We start from the raw sequence: 16646 nt of genomic DNA on the forward strand, positions 1-16646 counted from the left end.
GACCGGCTCCCAGCACCAGACTGATCCGCGGCCTCAGCCAGGCCAGAGAGAAAACGGCGTCACGGGCGGTACCACCGCCATTTTTCACCCCGGTACGGCGCCGCGCAGCGATACAGGGACTGATCTGTTAATAGGAGCTACGCGTCTGAGCTCCGCAGACACCACACTTGAGAAGTAGCTGAGCATGGATTTGCCCACGTATTTCCCACAGGCGAAGCTGCCGTCTTCGCGTAACCCGTCGGCGCATGGCTAGCGATGCATCAACCTTGCTCGCTTCTCACAGATGACCCAGATATGGATGCCAAGCTGCACATCTGCGCTCCCCTTCCAACGCGCGCCTAACGAATGCCTCTTTGTGTCAAGGGCAACGGTTCGGTCATCGGTCGTAGGCTGGTGGTCAGGCCCGGGAGTGGCTTGGCCGAAGAGCCGGTTGCTGGGGTGTGATCCGGCCGCGCTGGCTGCACAGTCGTTCCCCTACTGCCCTCCCGGGTCCCTGACCTGGGCCTGGGCGCGCTGGGCGTCTGCTCGCAGTCGTGAGAAGACGGCATTGCTGACCTGCCGCTTCAGGACGCGGAGGGCCTCCTTGCGGGTTTGCCCTCGGTGAGTTTCTTGTCGTAGTAGGCGCGGCCCTCGCTGTGCGGCTGGCGGACCTGGGTGACGGCGGCCATGTGGATGGCGTGGTTGACCCGCCGGTTCCCGCGCCTGCTCAGCCGGTTGACCTTCCGCTGCCCGGAGGACACCTCGATGGGCGCGGTGCCGTTGTAGGCGGCGAAGCGGTCGCGGTTCTTGAAGCGGGAAACGTCGCGGATCTCACCGATGATGGTGGCGGCGATAACCGGGCCGACCCCGAACAGCCCGGTCCCGCTGGCCCGCACGGCGGCGTCGAGCTTCTTCCTGGTCTCGCCCAAGTGCCCGTCGATGCGGCGCAGGTCCTCGATCAGGGCGGCGGCGAGCTCCCGGCGGGCGGCCGCGACGGCGTCCGGCGGCGTGATCGAGCCAAGCAGGCGGTCGGCGTGCGCCGCGATGATCTTCTTCGGGACGCCGCCGGGAACCAGCTCGCAGAGCACAGCGTGCAGGCGGCAGACGACCTGCGTGCGGCTGCTGGCCAGGTCCCGCCGGCGCTTGGACCAGACTTTCAGGACCGCCGCGTTGTCATCGGGCCGGGCTTCGCGGACACCGGGCGAGCGCAGCGCGGCCACCGCGACCGAGCGGGCATCGTTCGGGTCGTTCTTGTTCACATTCCCGGTGGCCAGCAGCCGCACCCTCGCGCCCAGCTTGGGCTGCACGTCCAGCACCCGCTCCCCGGCGGACAGCAGCTGCTGGGCCAGCAGGTGGCCCAGGCCGCCGGCTCCCTCGACCGCCCAGGTCCGCTCCGGCCAGGCCGCGGCCCAGGCCAGCAGCCGCTCGGCCTGCGCGGCGCTGGCGCGCACCCGCAGCTCGCCCAGCGGCTCTTCCGCGCCGCTGATCACTACCGCCGTGTGCGAGGCCTTGTGCGGATCGATCCCGATCATCACTGCTGTCATGACCGGCCTCCTCTTTCCTGGTACCTGTGGGGGGACCGCGGCGGGCACGCCTACTTCCAGGACCTGACAGCGCTCGCGCCTCTTTTGAGCCACGCCACGGCAAGGTCCCGGCAGGCCAGCACGTCGTTCGAAAGCCAGGCCCGAAGGCCGGCAGGCGGTTATAGAGCCACGCCCGCCAGGACCTCTCAACGCTACGACCAGGCATCCCAACCCGGCCAGGCCGCAACGTCTTTCCCAAGTCTCAAGTAGGCGGTTATCTTAAGTCCGTTTGGAAGAAGCCCTGGCCATGAGGGGGCTTTTGCGTGCGAGACATGTTTCCCACGTGATGTTATGCGCGGGAACGAGAACCAAAAAGCGGCATCGAGAAGTGAAGAGCCGCTGGTCAGCGCAGGGCGCTTCACATGAGCTACGTCGGAGACACAACTTAAGAGAACGTGTCCACGACGCAGCCCAGCGGCCTCGTAAAGCTACATGGGAGACACCCCAGGGCAGACTTAAGATAACCAGCGTGACCAGGGAGCAGGTCTCGCCGTGTTGCCGGGTCTCCGTGCCGGGCTGAGGGCCGTAAGGCTGCGTGCGGCTGGCGGTTCTGGTCTACCGTCGTCCCATGCCCGGCAGGAAGCGCCCGACTGACGAGGACGCCGTGAGCGCCCGTCGTGCCCTGCTCGACGGACTGGCTCGCGACGCTGACATCTCCCGGGTGCTGAGCGGGCTCGCGCCGCTGCACCCGCGCAACGACACGTTTCCCGGCGAGGTGTTCCTTCACCTCGCCGCGGACGCGCTGGAGTGGTGCGGGGCCAGCCGGGCCGAGCCGCTGCCACTGGAGGGGCTGCGCGAGCGGTTCCTGCCCGAGGCCGCCTTCCGCGGACAGCAGAACGCCAAGCTCCAGTACGCAGTGCTGGCCGCAGCAGCCGTCCACGGCGGGACCGAACCGGACCTGCTGGATGAGGTCGCCTTCTGGCAGGCCGACGACTTCTGGCAGTACGCCATGTACGCGGCGGTCGCCTACATCCGCGCCGCCGCCAGCCGGGCGGGCGTCCTGAGGTGCCCCAGGCATGCCGGGAACTCGACCAGCGCCCTGGCCATCCGCCGCTATATCGCCGAGTCCGCGCGGACAGCGTTGACTCGACCCGCATGGACAGCCACGTACAGATTGGCCAGTTCCGCACACCGCGACATCGCAGGCTGACGCTCCCTGCGCTCTACCCAGGCGGCGTGCTTGGATCTCCATGGGTGGGCTCGCTCTCCTCCCCGCCTGGCCGCTCGTGGCCCTGCTCCCTGCCGCCCGGATGCCTGTGGCCCCGGCGGGTGTCCGGCCCGGCCCGAAGCCAGGCGTCGTGGAGCCAGCGCCCGAACAACTGGCCGCCATAGACGACCCAGCCGACGCCGATCAGCCACGACTGCACGATCAGCACGGTGCCCAGTGCCCCGTAGGTCACCGCGTTGGAGACGATGAGCGGCTGGAACACCCAGGCGGAGAAGGCCCGCAGGCCAGTCAGGAACGCCACCGTGACCACCGCGCCGGGCAGCGCTGCCAGGTAGCTCACCCGGCCGCCGACCAGGAAGCGAAGCCCCCACCAGAAAAAGGCGATGCCGAGCACTACCGCCACCGACACCCGGGTCACGGTCTCGGCCGGCGCATGGCCTGTCACATCGCCCACCGTGGCCACCGCGTAGATGTACGCGATGAGGACGGTCAGCCACACCGCCTGACGCCAGATCTTGTGCCACGGCCCGGCGGGAAGGCCCCAGACCCTTTCGAACCCGGCCTGCACGCTGCCCGCGAACGTCACGCCGAAGACGGCCAGCAGCAGCACGCTGAAAGCGCTCGTCGTGCCCAGGACCCGGGCGGGCGCGGAAAAGAGCTGTACCACCGCGCGGGCAGAGGAGCCGGTCAGGCCCATACCGTAGACCACCCACCGGGCGAGGCCATGATGCGCGACGGCGCTGGCGGCAGCGACGAGGACCAGCAGCGGGAACATGGTGAGCATCGCCAGGGCGGCGAAGCCCATGGCCCGGCCCATGAGTTCAAATTCCTTGCCGCTGCGGTAGAGGTCCCCGAACCGGAGGTCGTGCCAGGCCCGCTTTGCGCCACCGGCCAGTGCGCGGTGCACCGCCTGGTTCGGGATCTGGCTCATCTGCCGAGGGACACGCCCATTGTGCCGCTTCCGCATCGCACTACCGCCTCGCTCGTCAACGCCCTGGGCTCGCGAAAGCCGCCACTCCGCCAACGCGATCCACGCGTCATCACGCAGTCCATTTTCCGCGCGGTCAAGGACCACCCGGACAGCCGCGTCAGCGAAGAACTTGGCCGCGCACGGATCACCCAATCCGGGGCGCCCCCAATGGACAGGACCGAAACGGACTGTTCGGTACAGATCGGCGGTTCACGATCGCTGTCGGTGGCCACGTCCAGCAATACCTCGGCTGAGTTCGAGGGTTGCGGCAGCCTGGTCACCGATGGCGACCAGGCTGCCTTCCGGGATCCGCCTTGCGGGGTTACCTCGCCGCTCCCGCGATATAGGTGGCGACGATGTAGGTCGCGTGCCGGTCCAGGCTCGTCCGTGCACGGTCGTAGCGCATGGTGGTCCGGGGTCAGCGTGCGAGGCGGCCTCCTGCACGTCCCGCAGCGGGACCCCGGCGTCGCGCGGCAGTGATGAAGGCGTGCCTGAGTGTGTGCGGGCTGACGTGTTTGGCGATCCCGGCGCGGCGGGTCACCTGCCGGACGATGCGGGCGGCGCCGTGCCGGTCCAGCCGGCGCCCGTCCGCGGTGGAGAATAGCGGCCCTTCGGTGCGCTCGCCGATTACCAGGTCGATCGCCCGGGCGGTGCGCGGTGCGAGCGGGATGGTCACCACTTTGCCGCCCTTGTCGAGATGACCAGGGTGCGATGGCCGCGCTCCAGGCCCAGGTGCCCGATGTCGGCGCCGGTGGCCTCCGACACGCGCAGCCCGTTGAGAGCGAGCAGTGAGATCAAGGCGTGCTCGGCGGGCGGGCCGAGCCCGGCGGCGACGAGGAGGGCGCCGAGCTCGTTGCGGTCCAGGGCGGTGGCGTGCGATTCGTAGTCCAGCCTCGGCCGGCGGACGTGCGCGGCGGGCGATGGTCGAGGAGTTCTTCCTCGACGGCGTACTTGTAGAACCCGGCGATGGTGCACAGCCGCCGAGTGACGGTCGCGCGGGCCCGGCCCTTGGCTTCCAGTTCTCGGGCGAAGGTCTCGATATCCGCACGGCGGACCGAGAACAGGGCAAGCGACCGGGCCCGGCACCAGCCGGTGAACTGGCGCAGGTCGAGGGTGTGGGCCTCGCGGGTCAGGCCGCGGTACCCGGCCAGGAACCCGGCGAGCGCTAGCCGCTCGGCATCGGTGAAGACCGGCTGGACAGGGACCAGGGAAGTTGAAGCGGTTGCGGCGGCCATCAGGGCACCTCCAGGGACAGCCGGGACCCGGAGGACTGGGCCGCAGGTCCCAGCGATGAACGATGCCCGCAACGTACGACGAGCGTCCCGGACGAGCTATGCCACGATCCGTAGCTGGTGCACCGTCTCGGCCACGATAAGTCCGTGCTCCATACCGATTACGAGCGGTATCGCAACTGTGTTGGCAGCGGGCATGCGGGCGCGCCGATTGCTCGTTCTGCATGCGCGGTTCGCTGCATCGCAACCCTCATCGTGGCATGAGCGGACGGTTGGCTGCGTTGGCAGCGCGCTCTTATCCGTCGCCTCCCGGTCGTGGTTGTCGTCTCGATGGCGGCCGGCGGATTCGGAGCTGCACTCGTCGGCAGGCCAGACCCTCGGCGACGTTGCCGGTGGGGCCAATGCTGTGCAATGTCGCGCGACTAGGAACTGATTTCTTCCTCCAAGGCGTGGACCATGGCGGTCGCGGCTGCGCCCGGATTGTCATTGGTCGCCGCCCAGACGGCCCGCCGGAGGCCGCCGGTATCGTCGTGGATCGGGATCCAGTGCACGCCGCGCGGCACCGCCTGGGCGGCGATGCCGGGCACCAGGGCGATCCCAAGACCGGCGGCGACGAGCCCGAGGCGCGTGGGCCAGTCGCGGGCTGTGAAGGTGATCCTCGGCTCGGCGATGCCGGGCCACGCGCCGAACTCGGGGGCGTCGCCGGAACGGGGCCCGACGACCCATCCCTGGTCTGCGAGCTCGTCTGGCTCGATGCGCTCCCGGACGGCGAAAGGGTGTGATTCCGCGACCGCGACCCCAGCGCCACGAGCGCTACGCAGCGCGGTGAGGCGCAGGCCCTCGAGGTCGTACTCCGGCAGCCCGTCGCCGGTCGCGACGATGGCGACTTCAATTCGCCCGCGGCGCATCGCCGCCAGCTGCGCCGGCGTGGGCGCTTCGATGAGCTGTACTTTGAGTCCAGGATGCACGGCCGTCAGCCTGGCTATGGCACGCGGGACCAGCGCCGCGGTGGCCGTCGGGAAGCCCGCGACGACCAAGCGGCCGGCGAGACGATCGCGCATGCCCGCAAGTTCCTGCGTGGCGGCCGCGATGTCATCCAGCACCTTGCCGGCGTGACGGGCCAGCGCCTCACCGGCCGGTGTCGGCCGGGCCCCTCGAGCGTGCCGCTCGAACAGCGGCGTACCTACCGCCTTCTCGGTCAGCGCGACCTGGCGCGACACGGCGGACTGCGTGTAGCCGAGCCGCTCGGCGGTCGCACTGAACGATCCGGTGCGCGCCACTTCAAGGACGACGCGCAGGCCTGTCAGTGTCAGATCCGTCACCGGGCAAGTCTACTCAATGTATGAGTATTTCGCATGACTAGACTCAGTAACAGTCGCTTGTGCGATACCTCTGCTGCCGCCAAGATGAAGGAAAGGAAATGCAGGAAAGGGAAACGACATGACCCACACGAGGACCCGAGACGAGCTGGTGGCGCGCTTGGTGCGGGCCGGAGAACTAGAGATCTCCGGCGAGAGCCAGCAGGAGGCCGACTCCTACTTCGACACCGAGAACTTCGCGTTCCACGGACCCGACGGATTCGACAGCGACTACGCAGGGCTCACCGAGTACTTCCAGTCGATCCGCGCCGCCTTCGAGGACCGGACCATAAGGCGGGGAATCATCATCGCCGAGGGCGATCGCATCGCCTGCCAGACCTGGATCGAGGGCACCTTCACCGGCCCCTTCACCCACTCACCCGTGGGGAAGCTCGAGCCGAACGGAGCACGGATCGTCTGGGACCTCATGAACATGTTCAGGTTCGATAACCGCGGACGGCTCGTCGAGGAGTTCGTCAGGACCGACAACCGAAGCTTCCTCCGTCAGCTCGGGGCCGAAGTCACTTGACGGCCCCGGTCGCCGCCGCGGCGAGCCCGCCCCAGCCGCCGTCAGCGCGTTGCAGGGCAGGCCGATTCCGCCGGGCCATTCCGCGAGATCAGGCCACAGATCCCCCAGCTCTGCGTCACTCAAGAAGACATCTGCAAACGCTCGGCAAACACGCCTAACGGCGGATCAGGCGCGGCCCATCGTCACGCTTGCAGGCATTCACGTAGCAACCAGGCGAGCTCTCATCCGGCGTCGTCAGTCTCGATGTACTCAAAGACGGCGCCGTCCGGGTGCCTGGCGATGAGCCTGGCGCCGTTCGGCGCTGGGGCCGGCCGGCACCGGATCAGCCGCCGCCGGCTCGTCCGTGCCTGCCCCACCGAGGATCCCGGTGACCGTTTCCCGGGTGATCTCCAGCCGGGACAGCCTCTCCCCGGCCTGCATCAGCCGCTATTTCCAACCGCGCGAGCTCACCGCGCAGTTCATCCACCTCGCTGTGGGCTGCCGTCTCACGCCGCTGCAATTCCCCGGTCAGCGAAGCCATCGGGCATTTCCTCGCTCCTGCCGAAACAGTAGGAGATGCCCCGCCGTCATGGTCGGCCGGCCTGCATCTTCCCAGCTCAGCAAGTCCCTGAAGAACAGCTACATCCATCCCCATCTGCCCGGCCGGGAGCCAGCCTCATGCGTCCAGTATCGCGGCCACGCGCCCGGACTGTGCCGCTGTGACCAGTTCTCGTAATCGCGGGTGACTTGATCGGCATAGGAGGCGGCGAACACGCGATCATGGCCGCACCGTCGAACGTCTCCGAGTCGAGATGGCCGATCAGCGGCGGATCGTCGATGATCTTCCGCGTGCCGTTGGCCGCCGTAGTGAGCTTCGGCAGGACCCGCAGGCTGGTGCGCTGACGGAGCCTAGCGACGCGCAACTGGCGTCTTACCGCAAGGCGCTTGACGTCCCACTCCCAGGGACCGGGCAGGGTTTCGTCGAAGTCGTTGACGTCGAAGACCTACGTCGTGGTCTGCGATCCGGGCGATGAGGCGGTCGCCGCGCTTGAGCAGTTCGCGCGCGCTGAGCGTCTGGAAGCGTCGCAGGTCACTGCCGTCGGCGGCTTTGAGCGCGCCACCGTCGGCTGGTTCGACCATATGGCCAAGGACTTCCGCCGCATCACCGTTGAGGAGCAGTGCGAGGTGCTGTCGCTGATCGGTGACGTCGCCGAGGACCGGGACGGCCCTAGCCTGAACGTACACGTCGTGCTCGGGCTGTCGGACGGGACAACGCGCGGCGGCCACCTCATCGAGGGACGAGTGTTCCCGACGCTGGAGGTTGTCGTGACCGAGAATCCGGCTGAGCTGCGCAAAGTGATGCACCCCGAGCTCGGGAACGCGCTCATCGATCTCGATCGGTCCGAGTCCTGAGCCGGAAGCAGGCGACCCGCCCGACTAGCTGTTCGGGGGGTGTGGCCTGTCCCGCCGCCGGGAACCCTTGCGGAGGAGACCGGGCCGACCAGGGGCAGGAGCGGTCATGCTTGCGATCAGAGTGAACGAATTCGGGGGTCCCGACGTCCTGCGGGTCGAGGAGGTGGACATACCGAGGCCAGGACAGGATGAGATTCTCGTCCGGGTCATGGCCGCCGGGGTCGGCCCGTGGGACGTCAGCGTGCGGCAGGGCGGATACCCAGGTCCGCTTCCTTATATCCCCGGCGGGGAGTTCGCCGGCGTGGTGGAAGGCGATACCGGCTCATTCGCCAGCTTTTATGAGGGCGCGCCGGTCTATGGCTACCCAGGCCTGACCGGGTGTTATGCCCAGTACGTGACGTGTCCGGTCGAGCAGCTCGCGCCGATTCCGGCGGCCCTGTCCGTCGTTGACGCGGCGGCTACGCCTATCGACGGCCTGACAGCTGAACAGGGCCTGACCGATGAGCTGGGCGTCGGCGCCGACGACCGCCTGCTTATCACGGCCGGCGCGGGCGGGCTCGGGCACTTCGCCGTACAGATCGCGCGAGCGCTCGGCGCAATCGTTGTCGCGACGGCGAGCCCGCAGCACCACGAGTTCGTACACAAGCTAGGGGCGGCGGCGGTTGTCGATCACACCAAGCCTGACTGGCCTGAACGCGTCCGTGACGTGATCGACGGCGGACCTGCCAAGGTGCTCGCCTGCGCCGAGCCCACTCTCGCCGGAGCCGCCCGCGCCGCCAGGGACGGCGCGACCATCGCGACTCCCGTGCATGCCGATTACCCGGACGCGCAGCGGGTCATCTGGCGGTCGTACAACGGCAAGCCGCGCGGCAGCCGCCTGATCCGGATGGCCCCCTGGTTCGACAATGGCACGCTCTCAGTTCATGTGTCGAGCAGGTACTTCTGGCGGGACGCTGCCCGTGCACAGCGCAAGGTCAGTGAAGGGCACACCCGTGGCAAGATCGTCCTCATCGTGGACGAGGACCTAGCCGCACAGCTGGAAGTCTGAACACGCCTCGACGCGAACAGGGGGGAGCGGATGCTCCGGGATTTGAACCCGGGAGGGGCGTAAACCCCAACCGCATTAGCAGTTCTGCCTCCGGGACAGAAGCGGGTGTAAGCGGGGGCAAGCCGGGGGAATTCGCGCAGGTCAGCGGCGGTGCAGCACTCCCCTGGGAGTCGCTGTCTCATCGCTAGATCCTGGCTGGGCTAGCCGCAGAGGGATGGGTACCATGCGGGGTGGGCGACTGGGCGGTCGCGCTGCGGTGCTGAGCGACCTAGATGACGATGCCATGGGTGTAGCGCGGGTGCAGGAAGCCTCCTTCCAGTCCGGATTGGCCAGGTTGACCCCGATGGGCCTGATGCCCGACGCCTTTATCAAGGTCAGCACGTCCTCGATGTCGGTGACGAGGAAGTTGAAGTGGTGCAGACCCGCGCCGCGGCCGGCCAGGAAGCGGTCGAGGAAGGCCGCGCCGGAGCCCCGGTGGGTGTCAGCAGCTCGATTTTCGGACCTGTGGCGAGTTTCAGCTGGCCCCACCAGTACCCGGGCGAGTTGCCGCCATAGGCCCAGGTTCCGCCGAGGACGCCGATTAGCTCCCAGCCATCGGGAAGGGTCGGCGTGCCGATGGCCAGATGATCGAGGATTGCGGTCATGAGATCACACGACGTTACGGCCAACAGTCTCCAGAGCCGAGCTGGCCGGCATGACCAACCAAGCCGCCCTCGGCGCCCGAACCGGGACGACTGCCCGTGCGTGGCGCGGCGCGCGCTCCGCGGGGCTGGGCGCGCAGATTACCCGAATCTGCGCCGCGATCCTGCGAGGCGGCGCTGCCTCGCCCCTGCGCCAGATTGGCGGATCGCGCGCTCTGGCCTGGTTGCGGATTGTGACGGTGCATTCGGTGATCACCGAGCCCTTCGGGCCGTACCAGGCGATTATGCGTGCCGCCGGCTTCAAGTCGCGGGCACTACGTATTGAGAATGTCCGCGCTCGGAGTTCTGAGGCGGCACAGGATCATGACGATACGTGGGAGGCGAATGAGCACGACCGCTGGGGTGGAAGCCCAGGTCCCATGCTCTGCACGAGTTCTGGCATCTCACAGGCCCGCTGCCGCGATGCCGAGGCGCATTGCGCCTCTTGCTGTCATCCGCTGAAGGCCCCGGCGCCGTGGAGACCGATTACCCGTTACCTGACCGTTTTCGCTGCGTGAAGACCGGGGGTGCCCGCGCAGTGCCCAGGCGGCGATCTCAGTGCGGCGGCGCAGGCCGAGCTTGCCGAGGATGGCACGGACGTGGGTTTCCACGGTGCGTTCCGACAGCACGAGGCGGGTGGCGATCTGCCGGTTAGACAGGCCCTCGGCGACGTAGCCGGCCACCTCGGTCTCCCGCCCGGTCAGCGGTGACGCGCACCGCCGGGCGGCGGTGAGGCGCTCGGCGAGCAGCGTGGCCCTGGCGAGCGGTCCCGGCATGTCGAGACGGCGGAACTCCTCGGCCGCGCGCGCGGCCATTTCGGCGGCCTCGCTGATCCCGGCCGGTGCCGGCGGCTGCCCGACGGACAGCGCCCGGGCCAGGCCGAAGCGGCTGAGCGCGGTGAAAGGGCGGGCGCCGATCCGGGAGTTCATCGTGATCGCCTGGCGAAAGTGGGCGACCGCGTCCTCGGCACGGCCGGCGGTCAGCGCCATCTCGCCGCCCAGCCGGGCGAGCGCGCCGTGGCTAAACACCAGGCCGGACCCGTCGCCGGCGTAGTACCTGGCCAGCGGGGCAAACAGTGGGTAGAGCCGGGCTGCGGCCGCGCCGTCATCAAGGAGCGCGGCCGCGGTCGCTGACAGGACCATCGTGCCGAGTCAGCGAACGCCGTGCGGGAACGTCTCGGGTAGCTGGCGGAACTCCTCGAACTCCTCCCTGGCCTGGTCAAGCCGTCCTTCGACGGCGTGCCACAGCGGATAGGAGATCCGCACCACCGGGACGGGCGGCGCGCTCCGCACACTGCTGAGGAACTCGTCGTCGAGCTCAGCGGGGTCGCCGCGCAGCACCGCGAGCTGCAGCTGGAAGGCCGACGACATTCCGGTCATGGACACGTCCGCGCACCGCACGGCCAGTGCCCGCGCGGCGGCGGTGTTCGCCCGGGCGGCGGCGAAGTCGCCGGCTAGCGCGGCAAGCACCGCGCTCAGCCGGTTGTGGTGCCAGGCTGCCACGACCGACTTGCGTTCGGCGGCAATGCGGTCGATGTCGGCGAGCTCCTGTTCTGCCGCCCCGATGTTGCCCAGCTGCATCGCCGCGTCGAACCGCCACAGGTGGCCCCAGTGCATGTCGTCAAGGACCACGAGCAGGCCCGCGTGCCCGGCCATGGCGGCCAGCTCTCTCTTGGCCGTGGCGAACAAGCGGAACCTGGTCGCCGCGTCCGGCTCACCGTCAGCCGCCGCGTCTGGCCACGCTGCCGGGCCCGCCCATCCGCGCAGCACGCGTGACCACGGCCAAAGCACCGGCGCGCCGGGGTCGTCCACCGCCCAGCCCCTGGCTACCGCCATGCCGAGGCATTCCGCCTCGGCCGCAGCGGCGGTGGCCAGACTGGTCTTGCCGATCCCCGCCGGACCGCTAATCAGGAGCAGGCGCCCCTGGCCGCGCCGCACGTCGCCGAGGTCGCGGCTGACTTCGGCCAGCTCCCGGGCCCGGCCGACGATCATCCCCATGCGCTCAGTATCGCGCTCCGGGCGCAGAACCAGTACTGGCCTGCGCGGTAGCACTGATGCCGAACTGGCCGCCTGCGGACAGGCTGGAGTCGTCCCGCCAGCCGACGGGCTCACTCTCCTGGAGGTCATCCATGTTCGCCCAGCTAGTCATCTTCGACGGGCCGCGCAGCCCGGAGTTCTCCGCTGCCGCCGACCGGGCCGGCCGCGGCCGGATCATGCCCATGCTCGCGTCCGACCCGGTGTTCGGCCCGGCGCACCCCGGCTCATACATCCTGCAGGCCGCCGACGGCGGCCGGGCCGTGCTGATACTCGCCGATACCGAGGCGGCCATCACGCATGCCAGCAAGCTGGTAACGGGCAGCGAGCTGCTGCCCGATGAGGACCCGGCGCTGCTGACCGACCCCGACCATGTCGTCACCTACGAGGTCGTTTACGCCATGAGCCCCGGCTTCCCCGAACTCGGGAACAACTGATGCCCCGCGTCGCGGCCCGGCGGGCACCGCGCGGCGGCACCCGGCGAGCGCCCGCGGCGGGCAGCCGAGCCTGGCCGCGGCGCTGCCGATGACTGCGGCGACGGCGGCGGCCCTGCTTGCGGTCACCGCGTGCGGCGGCAGCGGCAACGGCGTGACCGCGATGTCCAGCGCGAGCGGTTACGACGCGGCGTTCACCGCCAGGGCCAACGCCGTCTGCTCCGTCGCCGTCGCCCGGCACGCCGGCCATCCCTTCCCCGTGCCGGACTTTGACCCGCTGCACCCGAAGGCCGCCGACCTCCCAGCCGTCGGCAGCTACCTGGCCCGCTACGGGGCGGGCAGCGCGGTCGCCGCCCAGCTCGACGCGCTCGCCCCCGGCAGCGCACCAGCCAGAATGGCGGCAGCTGCGCGACCTCATCGATCAGGCGGCCGCCAACAGCCGACGGCAGATCACCGCAGCCGACAACGCCGATATTCCGCGGGTTCGAGCGGACCGCCCGGGACGCCACGACGCTGTCTGCCCGCATCAACCGGATTGCGCCGGTACTCGGCTTCACCGCCACTTCGCCGTGCGCCCAGGTCTTCGGATGAATGGCGCGGCTAGGGGGACAGCTCGCCGTCCTAGGCCACGCCGGCAAAACCGGTTACGCGCCCGAATTCTCACCCGCGGGCGGCCAGGACGCCGAAGCTCCGCAAGGCGGTCCGCGACGCGAAGCGGACCGGGCATTCAAACGTCATCCTGGACGGGACCCTGGTCCCGTTCGACCGGGTCGCCGCTGACCGGTCCTTCGACTCCGGCAAGCCCAAGCGGCACGGATGAACCTGCAGGTCATCGCCAGCCCCGGCGCAGGCGTTCTGCGTCTCCCGGGCATTGCCTGGGTCGATGCACGACAAGAAGCCCGAATGGATCCGGGGAATGCTGGACAAGCTGGAGGCCGCGGGCCTTGTCACGCTCGCCGGCAAGGGCTAACCCGGACGATCATTTGCACATCAAGCCGGATCGCGGGTCGCGGCCTGGATACCTTCACCAGCTCGGTTGCCGGTGTCGGCTCCGGCACTCTCACGTAGGCGACAAAGTTCCACCCGACCCTCGACCGCGGCACGCAGGCCCTGTTGCCCCTGGTCCGCTCCACAACGATCGTGTCCGGCATCGCCAAGCTGACAGGACCCCACGCAGACTCACGTTTCTCGGGCAGACCTGCCCAGGCATCCTGACCCCTTATCACCCAACCCACAGGTGACACCGGATGGAGCGATGAGGGACCGACAGACCCGTAAGTGGAGGCGCGCAGAACCACCAAATCTGCGCCCGTTGCCGACGCCGCGCCACACACCACTCGGCCGCGCATAACGGCGGCGATGTGCGCACTCCGCGGCGGCCAGGTCTTTCACTGAACGTAATCGAATCTCTGGGCCTGCCTGCCTGCCGGAGCGCCAGGTCGTGATCACCGCTGATGGTGGTCTGAGCGCGGGGTATGGCCAGGGCAGCTGCCTCGAGCCGCCCGACCCCGAGGGCAGCCGCCCGAACCCCGAGGGCATTTGATTTCGCCTGACGGGCCGACCAGCCCGCCATGCTCGTCCTGCGCGACCTGGCCGCTCACCACCACCAGCCGTCCCCGGCCGGTGACCACCTGACTGTAGCCGCGCCCGGCGGGCACTCCCTCCGGCGCCGCAACATGCCGCAGCACACCCATCGCCCGCTCCTTCCAGCGGCTCACGGGCCGCACGCTACCCGGTCACCGGACACAACCCCACCGGCAGCGACGCCAGGGCGTCAAGCACCTTCAGACCGCGCCCTGCTCAGGTCTCCGGATTGCCAGCCTCAGCCGGGTATTCATCCGACGCGGTCACCGAGCCGCAGCCGAGCATGCTGGCATGACGCCGGACTATACAGTCGACCCGGCTCAGATTGATCGCTCACCACGAGCGAACGCCCCAAAGCCGAGTATCGCCGAATAGGTAGGGGTGTGCATGACGCCTGTGCCGCAAGCTGAGCCGTGCGCTGGATGCCCGGTTCTGCGCGTGTCGACCTGGCAGGAAGGGCTATCGCCTCCCCCTGCTTGGCTGTTCAGCGGTCTGCGCAAGAGACGCCGGGACCTGATCGGCAGGTTAACGGCGCCGAGCGTGAGTTTGCCACCACTGGGATAGATAGGAGCCTTTGGCGACGACCGGCGGCCCGTCCGCCTTAAGCCGCCCGCTCGGGAACATCGCGAGGCGGACCTGGTTGAGCACGGCTGCTGCCAGGATGTCTGGCGCAGTGGCGGGGTGCAAGGCCGCGGCGGCGTCCCGCATGGCCTTGAGGATCGTGATGTTCATCGGGTCCTGCAGCTGGAGGGCCCGCCAGGCGGATCCGCGGGTCGCGAGGTCCAGGACCGCGCGCACCGCCCGCGCGTCGCCGTCCGCCGACAGCCGGGCGCGCCCGGTGACCGCGGCGGTGACGCCGTCCAGTCCCACTGCCGGGTCAGTTCCGAAGTCTCGTGCCAGCTGCGCGGCAGGCTCGATCGGCCTGCTCACGCCGAGACCCCGACGGGCCTGATACCGCACGGGCAGCGCAAACGTCCCATGGCGACTCCCTTGCCTGAAAACGTGAACGGGTTCCCGGACCGGCTGAGTCTAGCGAAATCCCACCCCTCCCCGGAATGGCCAAGCCTTTGAAGCCAGCCGCGGACCCACCCAGATTGGCCGCCTCTATGCGATTCGCTAGCGACTCTCTCAGTAACCGGACCACACAGATCACCCAGTTCTGGCGCACTCAACAATGCTCACGGCAACCGAGCTGGCGGGATGGCCGCCGGGCACCACGCCGAACCGGATGATCTGGGCTTCTCGGCCTGACGGCGCGCAGGCCTTGGATGCTTATACAGGTGGCCTCGCGCGCCGCCGGGATGAACCTCCACTCGAATCGTCAGCGCCCCACGGCGCACGTGGACCGCGGCTAAGACCAAGGGCTTCCCGGGTCAGATGGTCCCCCGGTCCCCGAGTCAAAGAGACCCGCCGTGCCGGAACCAGGCGACCCGCCGAACCTTGGGCCAGGGAACCCTCCGAACATTGGGCCTGCGCTCATCGGCCCGCGAGACATGCCGATGTAGCTGGGCGCCGGGTAACGCACACGCCGTACGGCGAAGCCCGCGATGATGACGAAAACGCCGCCGAAAAGGCCGAAGAATCCGCTGGCCACGCCAACGGTGCAGAGCGCTCCCGCGGAACACGTCTGCGCCAAGGGCGGGCCGAACGAGCTGACGATCTCATCGGCTAGCCCGCCCAGGAACAGATGGAAGCCGAGCGCGACGACAAGCGAGCCGACCAGGCCGCGGGCCAGCGCGATGCTCGTGCGGCCCATCGCGAAGCTTGGCATGGCCTTCCTGTTTAGGCGCAGGACGCGTCTGCCTTTCCTGATCGATCCCAATATCAGCAGCGCGAGGATGACCCCGGCGACGATCAGCAGGTACAGGCTGTACGGCGGGACTCCCGTGGCGCCCGCGAAATTGGCCTGATCGAGTGTGGCCTGCGAGAAAGTGGTGCCGCTCAGGTTGGCCCTAGCGAGATCGGCGCCGCTCAGGTCGGCCTGGGTGAAGTCCGCATGGGCCAGATCCGCGCCGACCAGTTTGGCGTACCGGGCTGAGGCCTGAATCATCTGCGCGTTCGACAAGTTGGCGCCCGACAGGTCCGCCTGATCGAATGTCGCCTGGCTGAGATCGGCGCCCTGCAGGCTAGCGTCACGCATGACGGCACCAGTGAAATCGACCTGAGCCAAGCTGAGACCGCTCAGGTCAGCTCCGGTCAGGTTGGCGCATTGCAGGCCCGAAGAGTAGCTGGATAGGTCGCTGCTTGTCAGGTGCCGGCCGGCGAGATCCGGCCCGGAACCCGGCGTGCAGCTCGCCGTCATGGCCCCACCGCAGCTGCGCTGGTCGCGGCCAGGAAGACAGCCGCGACCATGCCGCCGACTGCGGCCAACGCCGTTCGCCGTCCGAATCGGCCGATGTGCGGGTGCTTTATCCGTCTGAACATTTCCTTACCCCTAGTCGGACTGGCGGCCCGCAAACCGGACCGATCGCATCAAGGTATAAGTCACGCCATGGCGGCCGCCTGAGTAACAGGTACTCAGTTCTGCGCCACGGCTACCCGCCGGCCCTCCTCGCCGTGGCCCGTTCCGACGCCATGGCCGATCTGCTACTACCCAGCCAGCGCCGGCCACCGCACCGGAGATCTGCCGCACCACCGCGGCTCTCCGGCCGGGAAA

At 68.8% G+C, this 16646-nt stretch carries 18 protein-coding genes; 6 read left to right on the plus strand and 12 right to left on the minus strand.

Annotated features, from left to right (window positions below; genetic code table 11):
- Positions 1–563 precede the first annotated feature (563 nt).
- On the minus strand, positions 564–1523 hold the full coding sequence (locus EAS64_RS42570; RefSeq protein WP_145862410.1) for an IS110 family RNA-guided transposase: 960 nt from the start codon (positions 1521–1523) through the stop codon (positions 564–566).
- 607 nt (positions 1524–2130) lie between these two features.
- On the opposite strand from EAS64_RS42570, the gene EAS64_RS42575 reads away from it, so the two are divergent.
- The gene (locus EAS64_RS42575) at positions 2131–2712 is read left to right on the plus strand and encodes a hypothetical protein (protein WP_145862411.1); all 582 of its coding nucleotides are present in this window, start codon (positions 2131–2133) and stop codon (positions 2710–2712) included.
- A gap of 13 nt (positions 2713–2725) precedes the next feature.
- Here the strand turns inward: EAS64_RS42575 and EAS64_RS42580 are convergent, their stop codons facing one another.
- The 5 genes from EAS64_RS42580 to EAS64_RS42590 all read right to left on the minus strand — a co-directional run bounded on the left by EAS64_RS42580 (position 2726) and on the right by EAS64_RS42590 (position 6254).
- Positions 2726–3661 (minus strand): YhjD/YihY/BrkB family envelope integrity protein, encoded by a 936-nt coding sequence (locus tag EAS64_RS42580; protein WP_145862412.1) that lies wholly within the window; start codon positions 3659–3661, stop codon positions 2726–2728.
- A 457-nt stretch (positions 3662–4118) separates the two neighbouring features.
- A complete protein-coding gene (locus tag EAS64_RS44320) occupies positions 4119–4376 on the minus strand; it encodes a tyrosine-type recombinase/integrase (protein WP_222850041.1) in 258 nt (85 codons plus the stop codon).
- Entirely contained in the window at positions 4373–4498 is a 126-nt protein-coding gene (locus EAS64_RS47050; protein ID WP_281283402.1) for a hypothetical protein, read from the minus strand. The genes EAS64_RS44320 and EAS64_RS47050 overlap by 4 nt, the downstream gene beginning before the upstream one ends.
- Positions 4495–4935: a site-specific integrase gene (locus EAS64_RS44325; RefSeq protein ID WP_187366575.1), complete on the minus strand. Its 441-nt coding sequence runs from the start codon at positions 4933–4935 to the stop codon at positions 4495–4497. The genes EAS64_RS47050 and EAS64_RS44325 overlap by 4 nt, the downstream gene beginning before the upstream one ends.
- 419 nt (positions 4936–5354) lie before the next feature.
- Positions 5355–6254, minus strand: a complete 900-nt coding sequence (locus tag EAS64_RS42590; RefSeq protein ID WP_187366576.1) for a LysR family transcriptional regulator — start codon at positions 6252–6254, stop codon at positions 5355–5357.
- 118 nt (positions 6255–6372) lie between these two features.
- Between EAS64_RS42590 and EAS64_RS42595 the strand changes: the two genes are divergently transcribed.
- Positions 6373–6819 (plus strand): ester cyclase, encoded by a 447-nt coding sequence (locus tag EAS64_RS42595; RefSeq protein WP_145862414.1) that lies wholly within the window; start codon positions 6373–6375, stop codon positions 6817–6819.
- A gap of 596 nt (positions 6820–7415) precedes the next feature.
- Here EAS64_RS42595 and EAS64_RS47825 read toward each other — a convergent pair.
- Positions 7416–7772: a hypothetical protein gene (locus tag EAS64_RS47825; protein WP_369333580.1), complete on the minus strand. Its 357-nt coding sequence runs from the start codon at positions 7770–7772 to the stop codon at positions 7416–7418.
- A 16-nt stretch (positions 7773–7788) separates the two neighbouring features.
- On the opposite strand from EAS64_RS47825, the gene EAS64_RS42605 reads away from it, so the two are divergent.
- A complete protein-coding gene (locus tag EAS64_RS42605) occupies positions 7789–8211 on the plus strand; it encodes a PPC domain-containing DNA-binding protein (RefSeq protein ID WP_187366577.1) in 423 nt (140 codons plus the stop codon).
- A 106-nt stretch (positions 8212–8317) separates the two neighbouring features.
- On the plus strand, positions 8318–9259 hold the full coding sequence (locus tag EAS64_RS42610; RefSeq protein WP_145862416.1) for a quinone oxidoreductase family protein: 942 nt from the start codon (positions 8318–8320) through the stop codon (positions 9257–9259).
- 374 nt (positions 9260–9633) lie between these two features.
- Here EAS64_RS42610 and EAS64_RS42615 read toward each other — a convergent pair whose 3' ends face one another.
- From EAS64_RS42615 to EAS64_RS42625, 3 genes are all read right to left on the minus strand, one after another.
- Positions 9634–9903: a hypothetical protein gene (locus EAS64_RS42615; protein WP_145862417.1), complete on the minus strand. Its 270-nt coding sequence runs from the start codon at positions 9901–9903 to the stop codon at positions 9634–9636.
- Positions 9904–10343: 440 nt separating this feature from the next.
- Positions 10344–11081, minus strand: a complete 738-nt coding sequence (locus tag EAS64_RS42620) for a helix-turn-helix transcriptional regulator (RefSeq protein ID WP_145862418.1) — start codon at positions 11079–11081, stop codon at positions 10344–10346.
- A 9-nt stretch (positions 11082–11090) separates the two neighbouring features.
- Positions 11091–11936: an ATP-binding protein gene (locus EAS64_RS42625; protein ID WP_187366578.1), complete on the minus strand. Its 846-nt coding sequence runs from the start codon at positions 11934–11936 to the stop codon at positions 11091–11093.
- Between the two features lie 131 nt (positions 11937–12067).
- On the opposite strand from EAS64_RS42625, the gene EAS64_RS42630 reads away from it, so the two are divergent.
- Together EAS64_RS42630 and EAS64_RS42635 are read left to right on the plus strand one after the other, a co-directional pair.
- Positions 12068–12409: a hypothetical protein gene (locus EAS64_RS42630; protein WP_145862420.1), complete on the plus strand. Its 342-nt coding sequence runs from the start codon at positions 12068–12070 to the stop codon at positions 12407–12409.
- Between the two features lie 88 nt (positions 12410–12497).
- Positions 12498–13010 carry a hypothetical protein gene (locus EAS64_RS42635; RefSeq protein ID WP_145862421.1) on the plus strand — a complete coding sequence of 171 codons (513 nt, stop codon included), beginning with the start codon at positions 12498–12500 and terminating at the stop codon, positions 13008–13010.
- 1505 nt (positions 13011–14515) lie between these two features.
- On the opposite strand, the gene EAS64_RS42645 is transcribed toward EAS64_RS42635, so the two are convergent.
- Both EAS64_RS42645 and EAS64_RS42650 read right to left on the minus strand, forming a co-directional pair.
- Complete coding sequence (locus EAS64_RS42645) at positions 14516–14920, minus strand: hypothetical protein (protein WP_145862422.1); 405 nt, start codon at positions 14918–14920, stop codon at positions 14516–14518.
- Positions 14921–15341: 421 nt separating this feature from the next.
- Positions 15342–16292, minus strand: coding sequence for a pentapeptide repeat-containing protein (locus EAS64_RS42650; RefSeq protein ID WP_145862423.1), 951 nt, complete (start codon positions 16290–16292; stop codon positions 15342–15344).
- Positions 16293–16646 lie beyond the last annotated feature (354 nt).

The organism is Trebonia kvetii, assembly GCF_007827045.1.
In the GTDB taxonomy this organism is placed as follows: Bacteria; Actinomycetota; Actinomycetes; order Streptosporangiales; family Streptosporangiaceae; genus Trebonia; species Trebonia kvetii.

Bases quoted from the DNA above. Each gene is read 5' to 3' on its own strand.
- EAS64_RS42570 (WP_145862410.1), bottom strand. From the start codon at position 1,523: ATGACAGCAGTGATGATCGGGATCGATCCGCACAAGGCCTCGCACACG.
- EAS64_RS42575 (WP_145862411.1), top strand. From the start codon at position 2,131: ATGCCCGGCAGGAAGCGCCCGACTGACGAGGACGCCGTGAGCGCCCGT.
- EAS64_RS42580 (WP_145862412.1), bottom strand. From the start codon at position 3,661: ATGAGCCAGATCCCGAACCAGGCGGTGCACCGCGCACTGGCCGGTGGC.
- EAS64_RS44325 (WP_187366575.1), bottom strand. From the start codon at position 4,935: ATGGCCGCCGCAACCGCTTCAACTTCCCTGGTCCCTGTCCAGCCGGTC.
- EAS64_RS42595 (WP_145862414.1), top strand. From the start codon at position 6,373: ATGACCCACACGAGGACCCGAGACGAGCTGGTGGCGCGCTTGGTGCGG.
- EAS64_RS42610 (WP_145862416.1), top strand. From the start codon at position 8,318: ATGCTTGCGATCAGAGTGAACGAATTCGGGGGTCCCGACGTCCTGCGG.
- EAS64_RS42615 (WP_145862417.1), bottom strand. From the start codon at position 9,903: ATGACCGCAATCCTCGATCATCTGGCCATCGGCACGCCGACCCTTCCC.
- EAS64_RS42620 (WP_145862418.1), bottom strand. From the start codon at position 11,081: ATGGTCCTGTCAGCGACCGCGGCCGCGCTCCTTGATGACGGCGCGGCC.
- EAS64_RS42625 (WP_187366578.1), bottom strand. From the start codon at position 11,936: ATGGGGATGATCGTCGGCCGGGCCCGGGAGCTGGCCGAAGTCAGCCGC.
- EAS64_RS42630 (WP_145862420.1), top strand. From the start codon at position 12,068: ATGTTCGCCCAGCTAGTCATCTTCGACGGGCCGCGCAGCCCGGAGTTC.
- EAS64_RS42635 (WP_145862421.1), top strand. From the start codon at position 12,498: ATGACTGCGGCGACGGCGGCGGCCCTGCTTGCGGTCACCGCGTGCGGC.
- EAS64_RS42650 (WP_145862423.1), bottom strand. From the start codon at position 16,292: ATGACGGCGAGCTGCACGCCGGGTTCCGGGCCGGATCTCGCCGGCCGG.